The sequence below is a fragment of the Streptomyces sp. NPDC058157 genome (assembly GCF_042884105.1).
Classification (GTDB): Bacteria; Actinomycetota; Actinomycetes; order Streptomycetales; family Streptomycetaceae; genus Streptomyces.
Genome location: NZ_JBHVUQ010000040.1, coordinates 1 through 16503 on the forward strand (window position 1 = coordinate 1; position 16503 = coordinate 16503).

Here is a 16503-nt window from a genome sequence, read left to right on the forward strand (position 1 = left end):
GGGCTACAGATAGCCCCGCCGGCGTTTGAGGCGCGGGGTCTGGGGCGGAGCCCCAGGGAACGGAGGAAGGGCGGGGCGGGGAGAACTACCTCTGGGTCAGCGACAGCAGGTCTCGGGCCGGGCCAGCCGGGCGGGTGCCCGTGGGCCAGACGGCGCGCAGCGCCCGGGCCAGGGCGGCGCCAGGCACCGGCACCGACACCAGCCGCCGCGCCGCCAGCTCCTCCACCAGCGCGAGCTCCGACAGGACACACGGCCCCGCCCCGCTGAGCGCCGCCGCCTTGACGGCGGTGGTCGAGGCGAGCTCCAGCAGCGGCTGGGCCAGCCCCCCGGACGCGGCGAGCGCGGCGTCCAGCACCTGCCGCGTCCCCGACCCCCGCTCGCGCAGGATCAGCGGCGCCCCCGCCAGCTCCCCCGGCTCCACTCCGCGCGAGCGCCGCGCCCAGGGGTGGGTCGGGGCCACCGCCACCACCAGGCGGTCCTGGGCGATGACGGCCGAGTCCAGCCCCTCCGGGACGGTCAGCCCCTCCACGAAGCCCAGGTCGGCCTCGTGCGCGAGCACCCGCTGGGCGACGTCCGCCGAGTTCCCCGCGTGCAGCGAGACCGCCGTCCCCGGCCGCTCCCCGCGCAGGGCGATCAGCCACCCGGGCAGCAGGTACTCGGCGATGGTCATGCTGGCGGCCACCCGCAGCCGCGAGTCCCGCCGCCCGCGCAGCGCCTGCGCGCCCGCGTCGAAGGCCTCGGCGGCCTCCACCACCCGCCGGGCCCAGTCCGTGACCAGCGCACCCTCGGCGGTCAGCGTCGAGCCGCGCGGGGAGCGGTCCACCAGGGCGACGCCCAGGCGGGTCTCCATCGCCCGGATCCGGCTGCTCGCCGCCGGCTGCGTGATGCCCAGCCGGCGGGCCGCGCCGCTCAGGCTGCCGACCCGGGCCACCGTGAGCAGCAGCTCCAGCGCGCCCAGGTCCGGCACGCGGTGTGCGAGCGGAACCGTCTCCTCGTTACCCATAACATCAGTTTATGGCCTTATAGACGTGCGGCCTCTGCCGTACGGCCCTGGTCGACGGGACGCTGGACCCATGGCCACCACCGCCCCCGTGCACTTCCGAACCACCTCCCCCGCCGCCCCCCGGGCCCACAAGGCCCCGCGGCTGCGGGAGCTCGGCCCCAACTGGTACGCCTCCGTCATGGGCACGGCGATCATCGCCAACGCCGGCGGGACCCTCCCCTACCAGCTCCCCGGCCAGCGGGTCTTCTGCGAGCTGCTCTGGGCGCTGTCCGCCGTGGCCCTCGCCGTCCTGCTCGCCGCCCGCGCCGGGCACTGGCGCCACCACCCCGACCGGGCCCGCGCCCACCTCCTCGACCCCGCCGTGGCCCCCTTCTACGGGTGCCTGTCGATGGCCCTGCTGGCCGTCGGCGCCGGCACCCTGATCGTCGGCAAGGACCTGATCGGTACGGGCGCCGCCGTCGCCGTGGACACCGTGCTGTTCACCGCCGGTACCGCCGTCGGGCTGGTCATGGCCGTCGTGGTGCCCTACCTGATGGTGGTCCGGCACAAGGTCGAGGCCTCGCAGGCCAGCCCCGTCTGGCTGCTGCCCGTGGTCGCCCCCATGGTGTCCGCCGCCGTCGGCCCCCTGCTCGTCCCCCACCTGCCCGCCGGGCAGCCCCGGGAGGCCCTGCTGCTGGCCTGCTACGCGATGTTCGGGGTCAGCCTGCTGGCGGTCCTGCTGCTGCTCCCCCTGGTCTTCGGCCGGCTGATCACCCACGGTCCCCTGCCCCTGGCCCTGACCCCCGCCCTGTTCCTGGTCCTCGGCCCCCTCGGCCAGTCCACCACCGCCGTCAACCAGCTCGCCGACGTGGCGCCCGGCGCCATCGACGCCCCCTACGCCGGGGCGCTCGGCGCCTTCGCCGTGGTCTACGGGGTCCCCGTCATGGGCTTCGCCCTGCTGTGGCTGGCCCTCGCGGCCGCGATGCTGGTCCGGGCCGCCCGGCAGGGCATGGGCTTCGCGATGACCTGGTGGGCGCTCACCTTCCCCGTCGGCACCTGCGTGACCGGAGCCGCCGGACTGGCCCGGCACACCGGACTGGACGCCTTCGCCTGGCTGGCCGCCGCCCTGTTCCTCGGCCTGGTCACCGCCTGGGTGCTCGCCGCCGGGCACACCCTGCGCGGGCTGCTCACCGGACGGCTGCTCCCCGCCGCCGGGTGAGCGGCTACCGCGCCGCCCGTACGGCCGCCGCCAGGACCTGAGGGGCCTCCGCCAGCGAGGGCCCGTACCAGGTCAGGTGGCGGCCGCTGACGAGCGCGGACGGCAGGCCCGGGAAGGCCTCCGGGCCGTCGGCGGCGGTGAAGCGGTAGGGCTCGTCGGGCAGCACCACCAGGTCGCAGCCGCTCTCCGCGAGCTCCTGCGCCGGCACCCTCGGATACCGCTCCGGGTGCCCGGCGTACGCGTTGCGCACCCCCAGCCGGGCGAGGAGGTCGCCCGCGAAGGTGTCCCGGCCCAGCACCATCCAGGGCCGCCGCCAGATCGGCACGAAGGCCGTCCACTCCCCCGCGGGCTCCACGGCCGCCCAGGCCTCCTCGGCCCGGTCCAGCCACGCGGGCCGCTCCAGCCCCAGCGCCCCCACCAGGAGCCGGTCCAGCTCGGAGAAGGCCTGCGGGAGGTCCCGGACCTCGGTGACCAGCACCTCCAGCCCGGCCGCGCGCAGCTCCGCCACGTCGGGGGCCCGGTTCTCCTCCTCGTTGGCGACCACCAGGTCCGGGCGCAGCTCCACGACGGCCCGTACGTCGGGGTTCTTGGTCCCGCCGATCCGCCGGGCCTCCCCCAGCTCCGCCGGGTGCGTGCACCAGTCGGTCACCCCGGCCAGCAGGCCGGGCGCGCTCACCGCGACCGCCTCCGTCAGGGAGGGCACGAGGGAGACGACGCGCACCGGCTCAGCGCCCCGGAGCGGGCGGCTCGGAGGTGGCGTGGATGTGGTCGCCGACAGCCACGACCAGCAGCCGGGTGTCGTCGCTGACGGCCCTCCAGCGGTGGCGCACCCCGCCGGAGAGGAACAGCGCGTCCCCGCTCTCCAGCCGGTAGGCGCGGCCCTCGGCCTCCACCTGGCAGGCCCCGGAGACCACGTACATCAGCTCGTCGTTGCGGTGCTGGTACTCGCGGCCGGCGTCCTGGTCACCGTTGAACTCCAGCGCGTGCAGCTGGTGGTGGCCCCGGACGAGGGGGCGTACGCCGCCCACCGGCCCGAGTCCGGAGTCGTCGCCGGCCCGCACCAGGTCCACCGTGCGGGCGGTGTCGGAGGCGGCGAGCAGGTCGACCGCCGTGGTCTCCAGGGCGTCGGCGACCCGCTCCAGCGAACGCATGCTGGGGCGGGCGCGCTCGTTCTCTATCTGGCTGAGGAAGGGCACGGACAGTCCGCTGCGCGCCGACACCGCGGCCAGCGTGAGGTGGAGCGCGCGCCGCCGCTTGCGCACGGCGACGCCCACCCGCAGCGGCTGCTCCTTGGCGTCCTTCTCCTTGTCGTTGACGTCGAGGTCGCCGGCACCCGGAGCGCCCGCCCGGGCGTATCCGAATGCCGTGCCGTTCCCGCCGTCCGTGGCGTCCGCTGCGTCGGCGATGTGTCCGTCTTCCTTGCCGTTCATGTCGGGGCTGCCCTCCCCTACCCGTCGTCGCACATCGGTGTGCTGTAAGCACCTTACGCAGCAACCGCCCCCGGATTCGCGCGCAAGGGACCTCCGGGCCGTTCCCCGGCCGATTCCCGTACCCGGCCGGTCACCCTGCGTGGCCGCGACCGGCCCGCCACAGCACACGGTCGCCGTCGAGGATCACCGCGTCGCCGCCGGGGCGGACCAGGAGCCGGGCTCCGGGGTGGCCGGCGGTGCCGCTGCTCCAGGCCGCCGCGCCGTCGGCGGTGCGCACGGTGAGCTCGCCGTCGGCCGAGAAGGCGGCCCCGCTCCCCTTGCCCGCGGTGCCGGCGCTCCACAGGGGCTCGCCGGAGGGGTCGAGGAGGGCGAGGTCCCCGTCGGCGGCGAGGGTCAGCCGGGCGGCGCCGGCGTCGAGGACGTCGCCGGCGCGCAGGACGGTGCCGGGGTGGACCTCCACGGAGACGTCGAGCCTGCCTTCGGCCAGGGCCGTCAGGGTGGGGATCGAGGGGGTGAAGGCGTAGAGGGCGCCCTCGGTGTGGATGAAGCGGCCGAAGTCCAGGGTGGTGGCGCGGCTGCCGGTGCCGGACTCGCTTTCGAAGGCGACCGGGGAGCCGGGGCCGAGCACGGGGTCGGAGCCGGTGCGCGGGTTGCGGCCGGCCGGGAAGTCCGGCTCGTTGATCCACTGTCTGGCCACGAACTCGAACTGCTGGACCAGGTCGGCCTGGTAGGCGATGAACACCAGGCCGCGGGAGGCCCCGTTCGTGCCCCGGCCGGGCTCCTGCTGCGGATCGTACGCGGGGCCGTAGGGGATGCCGCGCCGGATGATGCGGTGGGTGTCGGTGACGGCGGGGTCCAGCGGGGGGCGGCCGGGGAGGGGGACGATGCCGTCGCGCGGGTTGCCCTTGCGGATGTGCGCGAACAGCGGGGTGCGCCAGCCCTGCGGGTCGTCGCGGTAGGAGACGGCGGTCGGGCCGGTACCGGCGGGGCAGGGCTGTTCGGCAAGCGGGCAGCCCGCGACGGGGGTGCCGCCGGGCCAGCGGCCCACCAGCCGGGCGGCGAGCCAGGTGTCGGTGGCGTCGGCGGGGGCGGCGCCGGCCCGCTTGAGGTCGGCGAGCCGCTCGCGGACCTGCGCCCACCAGCCGGGGACGTCCTGGGCGAGCCTGCGGACCACCTGGAAGGAGCCCCCGGTGGCCCAGGCGGGCAGCCCCGCGGGCCGCTGGCCGGCCTTCTCCCGGCCCACGAGGAACTCCCCGGCGGGGACCAGCCGGGCGCCGGGCTTGCCCAGGACGGTGTTCCCGGTCGCCGGGTCGGGGGCGTGGAAGCCGCGCACCCCGGGCTGGCTGATGCCGTCGGTGAACCCGAAGTGCTCGTGCCCGCGCAGCGCGCCGGGCAGGGTACCGGCGTCCTGCCGGAAGACGAGCACCCCCTGGGCGGGCCCCAGGGCGTTCAGGTGGCGGTCGACGGCCGCGGCGAGCTTCCTGGGGTCGTCCGCCGCGAGGTTGAGGACCGCGTGCACGGCGCGGTGCGGCCCCTCGCCGCCGAACAGCCAGGACTCGGGGGAGCTGTCGCCGGTGTCCCCGAGCGCCTCGGCCCGCTGGGCGGGGCCCTGGGCGAAGGCCTCGGCGGTGCTGCCGGGCGCCACGGCCGGGAAGGGGTCCCGCCCGGCCAGGAAGGCCAGGCCGGCATGGGTGAGGGAGAGCCCGGTCCACTGGGCGGAGAGGGAGGCCGGGTCCGTGCCGCCCGCCTTGACCCGGGCGGCGCTGAAGGCGGCGTTGAACTTCGCCATCTCCTCCGTGGTGGAGATCTCCGGCAGCAGCCGGCGCAGCCAGCGCCGGGCCAGGACCGGCTCGCGGAAGCGCAGGAACAACAGGCAGGCCTGGTCCTTGCGGGAGCCCGCCAGGATGTCGCCCTGGCTGCTGCGGTCGGAGCGCAGGGGCAGGTCCGCGGCGCCGTCGGCCCGGGCGGGTGCGGCCGCCGCGGGGACGGCCGCCGCGGGTGCGGCGGCCGACGGGGCCTGCGCGCTCGCCGCGGCCGCGGTGCGGGGGCACACGGCCAGCGCGGCGGCGGCCACCGCTCCGGCCCTGATGACGGTCCTGCGGGCGGGTGCGGTGGACTCGGCGGCATCCATCGGGGCTCCTGGGTGGGGCTGGGGCGGGACCGGGCGCGGCCGAGCGGCCCGCCGGTGATCAACACCCTCGGGGAGGAAGCCCCTGCGCGCTCGCCGGACGCACTGTTTGAGTGGTCATTCACCCACCAGGGGTGACGGGCTGCGGCCGGGCGGCGTTACGGCATCATCGCCTGCATGACGACGACCACACGACGGCTGATGCTCCTGGACACCGCGTCCCTCTACTACCGCGCCTACTTCGGCGTCCCGGACTCCGTGAAGGCCCCGGACGGCACCCCGGTCAACGCGGTGCGCGGGCTCCTCGACTTCATCGGCCGGCTGGTGCAGGACCACCGCCCCGACGACCTGGTGGCCTGCATGGACGCCGACTGGCGGCCGCACTGGCGGGTGGAGCTGATCCCCTCGTACAAGGCGCACCGGGTCGCGGAGCTCTCGGAGTCGGGCCCGGACCTGGAGGAGACCCCGGACACCCTCGCCCCGCAGGTCCCGGTCATCGAGGCGGCGCTGGACGCGTTCGGCATCGCCCGGGTGGGGGTCGCCGGGTACGAGGCGGACGACGTGATCGGCACCCTGACGGCCCGCGCCACCGGCCCGGTGGACATCGTCACCGGCGACCGGGACCTCTACCAGCTGGTCGACGACGCCCGGGCGCGCCGCGTCCTGTACCCGCTCAAGGGCGTGGGCACCCTCCAGGTCACCGACGAGGCCTGGCTGCGCGAGAAGTACGGGGTGGACGGCCCCGGCTACGCGGACCTGGCACTGCTGCGCGGCGACCCGAGCGACGGCCTGCCGGGCGTCCCCGGCATCGGCGAGAAGACGGCCGCCAAGCTGCTGGACGCGTACGGGGACCTGGCCGGGATCATCGCGGCGGTCGACGACCCCGAGTCGAAGCTGACCCCCACCCAGCGCAAGCGCCTGGACGAATCCCGCCCCTATCTGGCGGTGGCCCCGAAGGTCGTCAAGGTGGCGGCGGACGTCCCGCTGCCCCCGTTCGACCCGGCCCTCCCACAGGCCCCCGCTCGACCCGAGATGGTCGACGCGCTCGCCCATCGGTGGGGTCTGGGAGGAGCAATGTCACGCCTGAGCAGCGCGCTGCGCCGATAAGGTGCTAACTTAGGTAATCCTAAGCTTCGTAAGTACCAGGGGAGAGACCGTGGCAGAAGGACGCGCCCGTACCGTCGGCACCGCAGTGGTCGTACGCACCGAACGGCTGACACCGCACATGGTGCGCCTCGTTCTCGGCGGCGACGGACTGGCCGGATTCGGCGCGGGCGCGTACACCGACCACTACGTCAAGCTCCTCTTCGAACCCGAGGGCGTGCGGTACGCCGAGCCCTGGGACCTCGACGTGATCCGCGCGACCCACCGCCGCGAGGCCTGGCCCCGCCAGCGCGCCTACACGGTCCGCGCCTGGGACCCGGAGCGGCTGGAGCTGACCCTCGACTTCGTCGTCCACGGCGACGAGGGCCTCGCGGGCCCCTGGGCGGCCCGCGTCCAGCCCGGCGAGCCGGTCCACTTCCTCGGCCCCGGCGGCTGCTACGCCCCGGACCCGGTCGCCGACTGGCACCTCCTCGCGGGCGACGAGAGCGCCCTGCCGGCGATCGCCGCCTCGATGGAGCGGATGCCGCGGGGGGCGCGGGTGTACGCCTTCGTGGAGATCGAGGGCCCGCAGGACGAGCAGGACATCGCCACCCCGGACGGCGTCACCCCGATCTGGCTCCACCGCGGCGACCGCCCGGTGGGCGCGGCCCTGCTGGAGGCCGTCACCGGCCTGGACTTCCCCTCCCCGGACGTCCACGCCTTCGTCCACGGCGAGGCGGGCTTCGTGAAGGAACTCCGCCGCCACCTGCGTCTGGAACGGGGCATCGCGCGCGAGCGGCTGTCCATCTCGGGGTACTGGCGCCACGGCGAGACGGACGAGGGCTGGCGGGCCATCAAGCGCGACTGGAACGCCACGGTCGAAGCCGAACAGGACGTCCCCGCCGCAGCCGCCGCCTGACCCCTGCGGGGTGCTCCGCCGTCGCCGCTGCGCGGAGCCTCTCCCCGCCCCGCCCTTCCTCCGTTCCTCCCCCAGCTACCGCTGGGAGGTGCCCCCAGGGGCTCCGCCCCAGACCCCGCGCCTCAAACGCCGGCGGGGCTATAGCCCCGGGGCGGGGAGACGGCTCCGCGCAGCGGCCTCACCGCGCACCAAACCCACCCGAACGCCACAATGGCGACATGCGTACGCACCGCGCCGCCGCATTCGCCGGGGCGGCGATCCTGCTCACCGCCGGGACGGCCACGGCGGCGGAGCCGACTCCGCCCCCGCCGCCCAAGCCCCTCATCGGCGACGCCGCCGTCGCCAAGGCGGTGGCCCGGCTCGACGCCACCGTGGCGGACGTCATGCGCCGCACCGGCATCCCCGGCGTGGCGGTGGCCGTCGTCCACCGCGACAAGGTGCTCTACCTCAAGGGCTTCGGCCTCCGCCGCACCGGCGAGGCCGCCACCGTCGACCCCGACACCGTCTTCCAGCTGGCCTCCGTCTCGAAGCCGATCTCCTCCACCGTCGTCGCCGGAGCCCTCCGCGACCCCGCCGACTGGGACCGGCCCCTCGGCTCCTCCCTCCCCGGCTTCGCCCTCAAGGACCCCTGGGTGACCTCCCACGTCACCCCCGCCGACCTCTTCTCCCACCGCACCGGCCTCCCCGACCACGCCGGCGACCTCCTCGAAGACCTCGGCTACGACCAGTCGTACATCCTCGGCCACCTCCGCGAGGAGCCCCTCACCCCCTTCCGCGCCAGTTACGCCTACACCAACTTCGGCCTCACCGCCGCCGCCGAGGCCGTCGCCCGCGACCACGGCACCAGCTGGCAGAAGCTCAGCGCGGACACCCTGTTCAAGCCCGCCGGGATGACGCACACCAGCACCGAGTTCTCCGCCTACGCGAACGCCGCCGACCGCGCCTACGGCCACGTGAAGAACCCGGACGGCACCTGGAGCCCCCGCTACGTCCGCGACGCCGACGCCCAGGCCCCGGCCGGCGGGACCAGCTCCACCGCCCGCGACATGGCCCGCTGGCTGCGCCTCCAGCTCGGCGACGGCGTCCTCGACGGGAAGCGGATCATCCCCGCCGACCACCTGAACCGCACCCGCCTCCCCGAGATCGTCTCGCAGGCTCAGACCTTCCGCGGCGTCCCGCAGTTCTACGGGCTCGGCTGGAACGTCAGCTACGACGACGCCGGCCGGCTGCGCCTGGGCCACTCCGGGGGCTTCGAACTCGGCGCCAACACCAACGTCACCATGCTCCCCCTCGAACAGCTCGGCATCGTCGTCCTGACCAACGCGGCCCCGGTCGGCCAGGCCGACGCCATCGCCCTGGACTTCTTCGACACCGCCGAACACGGCGGGCCCACCACCGACTGGCTGGCCCTGACCGCCTCGGTGTACGCCCAGGAGCTCAACGAGGGCCACCGCTCGGCCACCGACTACGCCCACCCCCCGACCGGCGCAGCGCCCGCCAAGGCGGCGAGCACCTACACCGGCACCTACGACAACCCCTTCTACGGCCCCGCCACCGTCACCGCCGACGCCAAGGGCGCCCTCACCCTCTCCCTCGGCCCCAAGCCCCTGCGCTTCCCCCTGACCCACTACTCCGGGGACACGTTCAGCTTCGAGACCGCCGGCGAGAACGCCGTCGGCCGCACCGGGGTGACCTTCTCCGACGGCAAGGTCCGCATCGAGTACCTGGACGCCGAACACCTGGGCACCTTCACCCGCCGCTAGAGCGGGCCCCCTACCCTGGTCCCGGTGAGCCGCAGATCCCACATCCCTCCCGCACCCCTCCCCCAGCAGGACGGCATCGACCCCGTCCGGATGCGCCTGCCCCCCGACCCCGAAGGGCGCTGGCCGCACCTGGGCGACTACCTGACGGAGCGCTACGCCGGCACGCGCGGCGCCGAGTCCATGGCCCGGCTGCTCGCCCAGGGCCGGGTGCTCGGCGAGGGCGGGCGGGTGCTGCGACCGCAGGACCCCTACGAGCCCGGCGGCTGGCTCTGGTTCCACCGGGACATGCCGGCCGAGCCCGCCGTCCCGTTCCCGATCCGCGTCGTCCACCGCGACGCGCACCTCCTGGTGGTGGACAAGCCGCACTTCCTGGCGACCACCCCGCGCGGCAGCCACGTCACCCAGACCGCCCTGGCCCGGCTGCGCCGCGAGCTGGACCTGCCCGCGCTCAGCCCCGCGCACCGCCTGGACCGGATGACGGCCGGGCTGGTGATGTTCAGCATCCGCCCCGAGGACCGCGGCGCCTACCAGCTGCTGTTCCAGCAGCGCCGGGTCCGCAAGGAGTACGAGGCCCTCGCCGCCCACGACCCGGCCGTCTCCCTGCCCCGGACCGTCCGCAGCCACATCGAGAAGGTCCGCGGGCAGATGGCCGCGGTCGAGGTCGCGGACGCCGAGCCCAACGCCGAGAGCCTGGTCGAACTCGTCGAGACCCGCGGCACCCTCGGCCGCTACCGGCTCACCCCGCACACCGGGCGCACCCACCAGCTGCGGGTGCACATGAACAGCCTCGGCCTGCCCATCCTGGGCGACCCGGTCTACCCGGTGGTCGCCGACCCGGCCGACCCGGCGGACTACCGGCGCCCGCTCCAGCTGCTGGCCCGCACCCTGGCCTTCACCGACCCGGTCACGGGCCTCGCCCACCGCCTGGAGACGGGCCTGACCCTCCAGGCCTGGGACGACCCCGAGGGCTGGACGGCGGGCCCGCCCGCCGGCTAACGCCCGGGGGCCACGCCCGCGATGCGCAGCGCCGCGTCCGCCGCGGCTTCCGCGAGGGCCGCCGCGGGACGGGCCGGGTCGCAGCGGCGGACCAGCATGACCCCCTCGACGAGGCCGAAGACCAGGTCGCCCCGCACGGCCAGGGCGGCCGTGTCCGCGGCCAGTTCGGCCCCCACCGGGATCGCGCCGAGCAAGGCCCGGTAGTTGTCGCGCAGTTCGTCGCGCATCCGGCGGAACGGCTCCAGAAGGGGCCGGTGCAGCTCGGGCAGCAGGTAGAGGGCGCCCAGGTTGTGCGGCCCGCCGCACAGCAGCAGGACGTCCGAGCGGCACAGCTCCCACAGCCGGCGCGCGGCGGGCCGGCCGGTCTCGGCCAGCAGCCGGCGGGAGAGCGCGAGGGACGGGGCGACCGTGGACTCCAGGAGCTCGGCGAGCAGTTCCTCCTTGCCGCCGAAGTAGTGGTACATCGTGGCCTGCCGCATCCCGGCCCGCTCGGCCACCGCCCGCGTGGTGGTGGCCGCGTACCCCCGCACCGTGAACAGCTCGGCCGCCGCGCAGAGGAGTTCCTCGCGCGGCGGCCGGCCGCTCGGCGCTCTCAGCTGATCGGCACGCGGCCGACCGACCCGTCTCGGCCCTTCGTCACTTCCCCCGCTCATGCTCCGATCGTCGCACAGGAGGCGGCGACGGGATCATGGCCAGAGATGAGATCCGGCCGTCCACGAGCTCGGAGGAAGCCCCAAAGGGGGCTACCCCACCGAGCTGTAGGCCACGACACCCCGCAGCAGGGCGTCGACGGCCTTGCGGGCGTTCTTCGCCACCGTGCTCCCGCCGGACGAGGACGGCGGGGCGGTGGAGGCCGGTGCCGCCGCCGCGATCTGCCCGAGGACGTCGATGACCTGCTTGCACCAGCGCACGAAGTCACCGGCCGGCATCTCCGCCTCGCGCAGCACCTCGTCCAGGCTCTTGTCGGAGGCCCACTGGTAGGCCGCCCACGCGAAGCCGAGGTCCGGCTCGCGCTGGCCCACGCCCTCCGCCTGGTTGATGCGGTGCTCCTCCTCCAGGGCGTCGAGCCGGCCCCAGATGCGGACCATCTCACCGAGCGCCGCCTTCGCCGGGCCGTTCGGCACCTTCGGCGGGGCCGCGTCGTCGGACTGGCGGGCCTCGAAGACCAGCGCGGAGACGCAGGCGGCCAGTTCGGCCGGGTTCAGCCCCTCCCACACGCCCTCGCGCAGGCACTCCGAGGCCAGCAGGTCCAGCTCGCCGTAGAGCCGGGCCAGCCGCTTGCCGTGCACGGTGACCTCGTCCTCGCGCAGGTAGTCCAGCTCGGTGAGCAGCGCGTGGATCCGGTCGAAGGTGCGGGCGATGGTGTTCGTCCGGCCCTCGATGCGCCGCTCCAGCTGCTGGGTGTCCCGCTTGAGCCGGTGGTAGCGCTCCGCCCAGCGGGCGTGGTCCTCGCGCTCGTCGCAGCCGTGGCAGGGGTGCGCCCGCAGCTCGGCGCGCAGCCGGGCGATCTCGCGGTCGTCGGCCGCCGCGGCCCGGCCGCGCCGCTGCCGCTCGGGCTGGACGTTGCCGGCCTTGTTGCGCAGGGCGGTCGCCAGGTCCCGGCGGGACTGCGGGGAGCGCGGGTTGAAGGTCTTCGGGATCCGCATCCGGTCGAGGGCCTCGACCGGCACCGGGAAGTCGATCGCGGCGAGCCGCTTGACCTGCCGCTCGGCGGTGAGCACCAGCGGCCGCGGGCCCTCGTGGTACTCGTACCCTCGGTGCCCGTTGCTCCGGCCGCCCGGCACGCCCGGGTCCAGGACCAGAGCGAGCCCGGCGAACTTGCCCGTGGGGACGTGGATGATGTCGCCCGGCTTGAGCTTCTCCAGCGAACTCGCCGCCTGGGCGCGGCGCTGGGCCGCGCCCTGCTTGGCCAGGTCGGTCTCGCGGTCCTTGAGGTCGCGGCGCAGCCGCGCGTACTCCTCGAAGTCGCCGAGGTGGCAGGTCATGCCCTCGCGGTAGCCGTCGAGGCCCTCCTCGTTGCGCTGGACCTGGCGGGAGATCCCGACGACCGAGCGGTCGGCCTGGAACTGCGCGAAGGAGGTCTCCAGGAGTTCGCGGGAGCGGTGCCGCCCGAACTGCTGGACCAGGTTGACGGCCATGTTGTACGAGGGCTTGAAGCTGGAGCGCAGCGGATAGGTGCGGGTGCCGGCGAGGCCGGCGAGCTGCACCGGGTCCATGCCGCGCTGCCAGAGCACCACGGCGTGGCCCTCGACGTCGATGCCGCGGCGGCCGGCCCGGCCGGTGAGCTGGGTGTACTCGCCGGGGGTGATGTCGGCGTGCTGTTCGCCGTTCCACTTGACGAGCTTCTCCAGGATGACCGTGCGCGCGGGCATGTTGATGCCCAGGGCGAGGGTCTCCGTGGCGAAGACGGCCTTCACCAGGCCGCGGACGAACAGTTCCTCCACGACCTCCTTGAAGGTGGGGAGCATGCCCGCGTGGTGGGCGGCGATGCCGCGTTCCAGGCCTTCGAGCCACTCGTAGTAGCCCAGGACGTGGAGGTCCTCGGCGGGGATGGAGGCGGTGCGCTCCTCGACGATCTCGCGGACCTTCAGGCGCGCGGTGTCGTCGTTGAGCCGCAGGCCCGCGTAGAGGCACTGCTGGACGGCGGCCTCGCAGCCGGCCCGGCTGAAGATGAAGTTGATGGCCGGGAGCAGGTCGTCGTTGTCCAGGCGGGCGATGACCTCGGGGCGGCCGGGGGTCCAGATGCGGCTGCGGGAGCGGCGTTCGCGCTCGCGGTCGGCCTCGCGGACCATCTTGCCGCGGCGCCGGTCCTTGGGGCTGTAGCCGCGGGTGTTCTCCTCGCGGGCCATGCGCAGCAGGTCGGGGTTGACCTCGCGGCGGGTGGAGCCTCGGCCTCCGTGGTCGGACTCCTCCTCGAAGAGGTCGTAGATCCGCCGGCCGGCCATGACGTGCTGCCACAGCGGGACGGGCCGCTCCTCGGAGACGATCACCTCGGTGTCGCCGCGGACGGTGTCGAGCCAGTCGCCGAACTCCTCGGCGTTGGAGACGGTCGCGGAGAGCGAGACCAGCGTCACCGACTCGGGGAGGTGGATGATCACCTCTTCCCAGACGGCGCCGCGGAAGCGGTCGGAGAGGTAGTGCACCTCGTCCATCACGACGTAGCCGAGGCCGCCGAGCGCCTGGGAGCCCGCGTACAGCATGTTGCGGAGCACCTCGGTGGTCATCACGACCACGGGGGCATCGCCGTTGACGCTGTTGTCACCGGTCAGCAGGCCGACCTTGTCGGCGCCGTAGCGCTTGACGAGGTCGGCGAACTTCTGGTTCGACAGGGCCTTGATGGGCGTCGTGTAGAAGCACTTGCGGCCCTGCTGGAGGGCGAGGTGCACGGCGAACTCGCCCACGATGGTCTTGCCCGAGCCGGTCGGGGCGGCCACGAGGACGCCCTTGCCGGCCTCCAGTGCCTTGCAGGCCTCGACCTGGTACGCGTCCAGGTCGAATTCGTACATCTCGCGGAAGGGGGCCAGGGCGGAGGCCTCTTCGGCGGCGCGGATCCGGGCAGCGGCGTACCGCTCGGCGGGTGAGAGTTCTTCGGTCATCTTGCCCTCGAGCCTACCCGTCGCCCCTGACAACAGTCCCGATCATTTATCCGATCAGCCGGAGGGCGCCGGGGACGCACTCGGCGGTGACCGGGAGGGGGCCCAGGGGCTCGCCGTCCGCGTAGGCGGTCAGGCCGGGCGCCTCCAGGACCACTTTCGCGGCCCGGTGGACGGTGACCGCGGGGTGGCCCAGGTGCGTCCCCTGGTAGACCTGCGGGAACACCTTGAGCAGGGTGGCGCGGGAGCAGGCGCCGACGACGGTGACGTCGAGGAGCCCGTCGTCGGGCCGGGCGCCGGCGCAGATGCGCATCCCGCCGCCGTACGAGGTCCCGTTGCCGACCGCCACGAGCGTGGCCTCGGTCTCGACGGCGGGCCCGTCGTCGAGGGTGATCCGGTAGGGCCGGGGCCGGAAGGCGGCGAGCTCGGCGAGGATGGCGAGGTCGTACTTGAAGCGGCCGAGCGGCAGCCGCATCCGGTTGCCGCGGTCGTTGACCCGCGAGTCGAAGCCGGAGCACAGCACGGTCCCGTACCAGGTGTCGCCGACGCGGCCGAGGTCGATCTCCCGGATCCGGCCCTCCTTGAGGGCCTCGGCGGCCAGCCGGCCCGCGCGGGCCGGTTGCCGTACGGGCAGGCCGAGGGAGCGGGCGAAGTCGTTCCCGGTGCCGGCGGCGACCACGCCGAGCGGTGTGAGGGTGCCGGCCAGGGCCTGGAGGGCCAGGGAGACGACCCCGTCGCCGCCGACGGCGATCACGGCGCCGGTGCCCCCGCGGACGGCGGCGCGCAGCCGTGCGAGGGCGTCGGCGGCGTCGGCGCCGACGACGGTCCGCACCGAGAACCCGGCCTCACGGAGCGCGGAAGCGGCCGGCTGCGCGGCGTGCGCGCCCCGGCCGCGTCCTGCGGTGGGATTGACGAAGAGGGTGATCTCTGCGCTCATCCCGGGGAATCTACCTGTCAGGTGGCGTCGTCGTAACCGTTGATCTGGCGGCGGCCGCCGTCGGACTGCTCGGGCAGTACGGAGGGGGCCGGGGCCGTGTCCGCCCCGCCGATGGTCGAGGGGGTCAGGTCCAGCTCCGAGGCCTCGTCGTCGTCGAGGTCGGCGTCCGGGTTGGCGCGCCGGCGGCGGCGGTCGTTGAGCAGGCACACCCCGAGGGCCAGGAAGTACAGGGCCACGATCGGGGAGGCCAGGGTCAGCATGGTGATCGGGTCGCCGGTGGGCGTGGCGAACGCCGAGAAGATCGTGATGCCGAGGACCATGATCCGCCACCAGCTGCCGAGCCGCTTGGCGCTGAGGATCCCGGTGAAGTTCAGCAGGACCAGGATCAGCGGGAGCTCGAAGGCGAGGCCGAAGACCACGACCATGCGCGTCACCAGGTCGAGGTAGTCGTCGACCGGGAGCAGGTTCTTGACGTGGTCGGGGGTGAAGCCGAGGAGGATCTCCGCGGTCTGCGGGAGGATCTTGTACGCGAGGATCGCGCCGGCCAGGAACAGCGGGGCGCCGACGGCCACGAAGCTCAGCGTGTACCGCTTCTCGTTCTTGTGCAGGCCGGGGGCGGCGAACGCCCACAGCTGGTACAGCCACACCGGGGCGGACAGCACCATGCCCGCGGAGAGACCGACCTTGAGCGCGATGGAGAACGGGCCGGTCAGACCGTTGGCCGTCATCTCGGCGCAGGGGGCGCCGTTGCGCTGGTGGGTGGCACCGTTCACGCAGCCGACGGAGGAGAGCATCGGCTCCAGCAGGAAGTCGATGATCGGCCGGTAGAAATAGGCGCAGACGATCGTGATCAGACCGATCGCCAGGACCGACTTCAGCAGGCGGTTTCTCAGCTCACGCAGGTGCTCGACGAGCGGCATCCGCCCTTCGGCGTCCTTCGGACCCCGATCTCGTTTCCCCTGCTTGCGGGCGGACTTGAGCAACCCACGTCCCTTGTCTCGTTGCAAATGACCGGCGTGCCGGGGGGAGGCCCCCCGGGTGTCAGCCCTGGGCGGTGCGGCCGGGCTCGCCGACCGGACGGGAGCTGGTCACGTCACCGGGGGCGGCCTGGATGGTCCGCGGGGCGACGGGCTGCTGGGTGTCGGCGGCCGGAGCGGCGGCGGGCGCGTCGTCGGCCTCGCCGTCCTTCTTCATGGCCTTGGCCTCGCTCTTGAGGATACGGGCCGACTTGCCGAGCGAGCGGGCCATCTCGGGGAGCTTCTTGGCGCCGAACAGAAGCACGATCACAGCGATGATCAGAAGGATCTCGAGGGGCTTCAGATTGCCGATCATGTGTGTCTTCCTTACTCACCGAAACGGCTGGTTTGTGGTGGCCTCGTGGTACCGGACAGGCATCGTCCGGTACCTCTCTGACATGGATCGTAACCCCCGGGAGTGAACGCCCGGCAATCCC

General features: G+C 74.2%; 14 protein-coding genes. 5 read left to right on the top strand and 9 right to left on the bottom strand.

The genetic code is table 11. From position 1 onward, the window contains the following. Positions 1-85 precede the first annotated feature (85 nt). Entirely contained in the window at positions 86-1003 is a 918-nt protein-coding gene (locus ACFVXK_RS13010; RefSeq protein ID WP_389611565.1) for a LysR family transcriptional regulator, read from the bottom strand. Positions 1004-1073: 70 nt separating this feature from the next. Here ACFVXK_RS13010 and ACFVXK_RS13015 point away from each other — a divergent pair, with 70 nt between their 5' ends. Next, positions 1074-2201 (top strand): TDT family transporter, encoded by a 1128-nt coding sequence (locus ACFVXK_RS13015; RefSeq protein WP_389611566.1) that lies wholly within the window; start codon positions 1074-1076, stop codon positions 2199-2201. Between the two features lie 4 nt (positions 2202-2205). Here the strand turns inward: ACFVXK_RS13015 and ACFVXK_RS13020 are convergent, their stop codons facing one another. From ACFVXK_RS13020 to ACFVXK_RS13030, 3 genes are all read right to left on the bottom strand, one after another. Further along, entirely contained in the window at positions 2206-2922 is a 717-nt protein-coding gene (locus ACFVXK_RS13020) for a helical backbone metal receptor (protein ID WP_389611567.1), read from the bottom strand. A gap of 4 nt (positions 2923-2926) precedes the next feature. Then, positions 2927-3631 carry a helix-turn-helix domain-containing protein gene (locus ACFVXK_RS13025; protein WP_389611568.1) on the bottom strand — a complete coding sequence of 235 codons (705 nt, stop codon included), beginning with the start codon at positions 3629-3631 and terminating at the stop codon, positions 2927-2929. Between the two features lie 130 nt (positions 3632-3761). Continuing rightward, positions 3762-5762 (bottom strand): peroxidase, encoded by a 2001-nt coding sequence (locus ACFVXK_RS13030; RefSeq protein ID WP_389611569.1) that lies wholly within the window; start codon positions 5760-5762, stop codon positions 3762-3764. 198 nt (positions 5763-5960) lie between these two features. Here ACFVXK_RS13030 and ACFVXK_RS13035 point away from each other — a divergent pair, with 198 nt between their 5' ends. From ACFVXK_RS13035 to ACFVXK_RS13050, 4 genes are all read left to right on the top strand, one after another. After that, positions 5961-6866, top strand: a complete 906-nt coding sequence (locus ACFVXK_RS13035) for a 5'-3' exonuclease H3TH domain-containing protein (RefSeq protein ID WP_389611599.1) — start codon at positions 5961-5963, stop codon at positions 6864-6866. Between the two features lie 49 nt (positions 6867-6915). Further along, positions 6916-7761, top strand: coding sequence for a siderophore-interacting protein (locus ACFVXK_RS13040; protein WP_389611570.1), 846 nt, complete (start codon positions 6916-6918; stop codon positions 7759-7761). 218 nt (positions 7762-7979) lie between these two features. Next, positions 7980-9524, top strand: coding sequence for a serine hydrolase (locus ACFVXK_RS13045; protein WP_389611571.1), 1545 nt, complete (start codon positions 7980-7982; stop codon positions 9522-9524). A gap of 24 nt (positions 9525-9548) precedes the next feature. Then, entirely contained in the window at positions 9549-10520 is a 972-nt protein-coding gene (locus ACFVXK_RS13050) for a pseudouridine synthase (protein WP_389611572.1), read from the top strand. On the opposite strand, the gene ACFVXK_RS13055 is transcribed toward ACFVXK_RS13050, so the two are convergent. The 5 genes from ACFVXK_RS13055 to tatA all read right to left on the bottom strand — a co-directional run bounded on the left by ACFVXK_RS13055 (position 10517) and on the right by tatA (position 16382). Further along, complete coding sequence (locus ACFVXK_RS13055; protein WP_389611573.1) at positions 10517-11173, bottom strand: TetR/AcrR family transcriptional regulator; 657 nt, start codon at positions 11171-11173, stop codon at positions 10517-10519. The two genes, ACFVXK_RS13050 and ACFVXK_RS13055, sit on opposite strands and share 4 nt — an antisense overlap. A 90-nt stretch (positions 11174-11263) precedes the next feature. Then, positions 11264-14116 carry a DEAD/DEAH box helicase gene (locus tag ACFVXK_RS13060; protein ID WP_389611574.1) on the bottom strand — a complete coding sequence of 951 codons (2853 nt, stop codon included), beginning with the start codon at positions 14114-14116 and terminating at the stop codon, positions 11264-11266. A 46-nt stretch (positions 14117-14162) separates the two neighbouring features. After that, positions 14163-15050 carry a diacylglycerol kinase gene (locus ACFVXK_RS13065; protein WP_389611575.1) on the bottom strand — a complete coding sequence of 296 codons (888 nt, stop codon included), beginning with the start codon at positions 15048-15050 and terminating at the stop codon, positions 14163-14165. 17 nt (positions 15051-15067) lie between these two features. After that, complete coding sequence (gene tatC / locus ACFVXK_RS13070) at positions 15068-16033, bottom strand: twin-arginine translocase subunit TatC (protein ID WP_389611576.1); 966 nt, start codon at positions 16031-16033, stop codon at positions 15068-15070. A 58-nt stretch (positions 16034-16091) separates the two neighbouring features. After that, positions 16092-16382, bottom strand: coding sequence for a Sec-independent protein translocase subunit TatA (tatA, locus tag ACFVXK_RS13075; protein ID WP_042814548.1), 291 nt, complete (start codon positions 16380-16382; stop codon positions 16092-16094). Between the last annotated feature and the right edge of the window lie 121 nt (positions 16383-16503).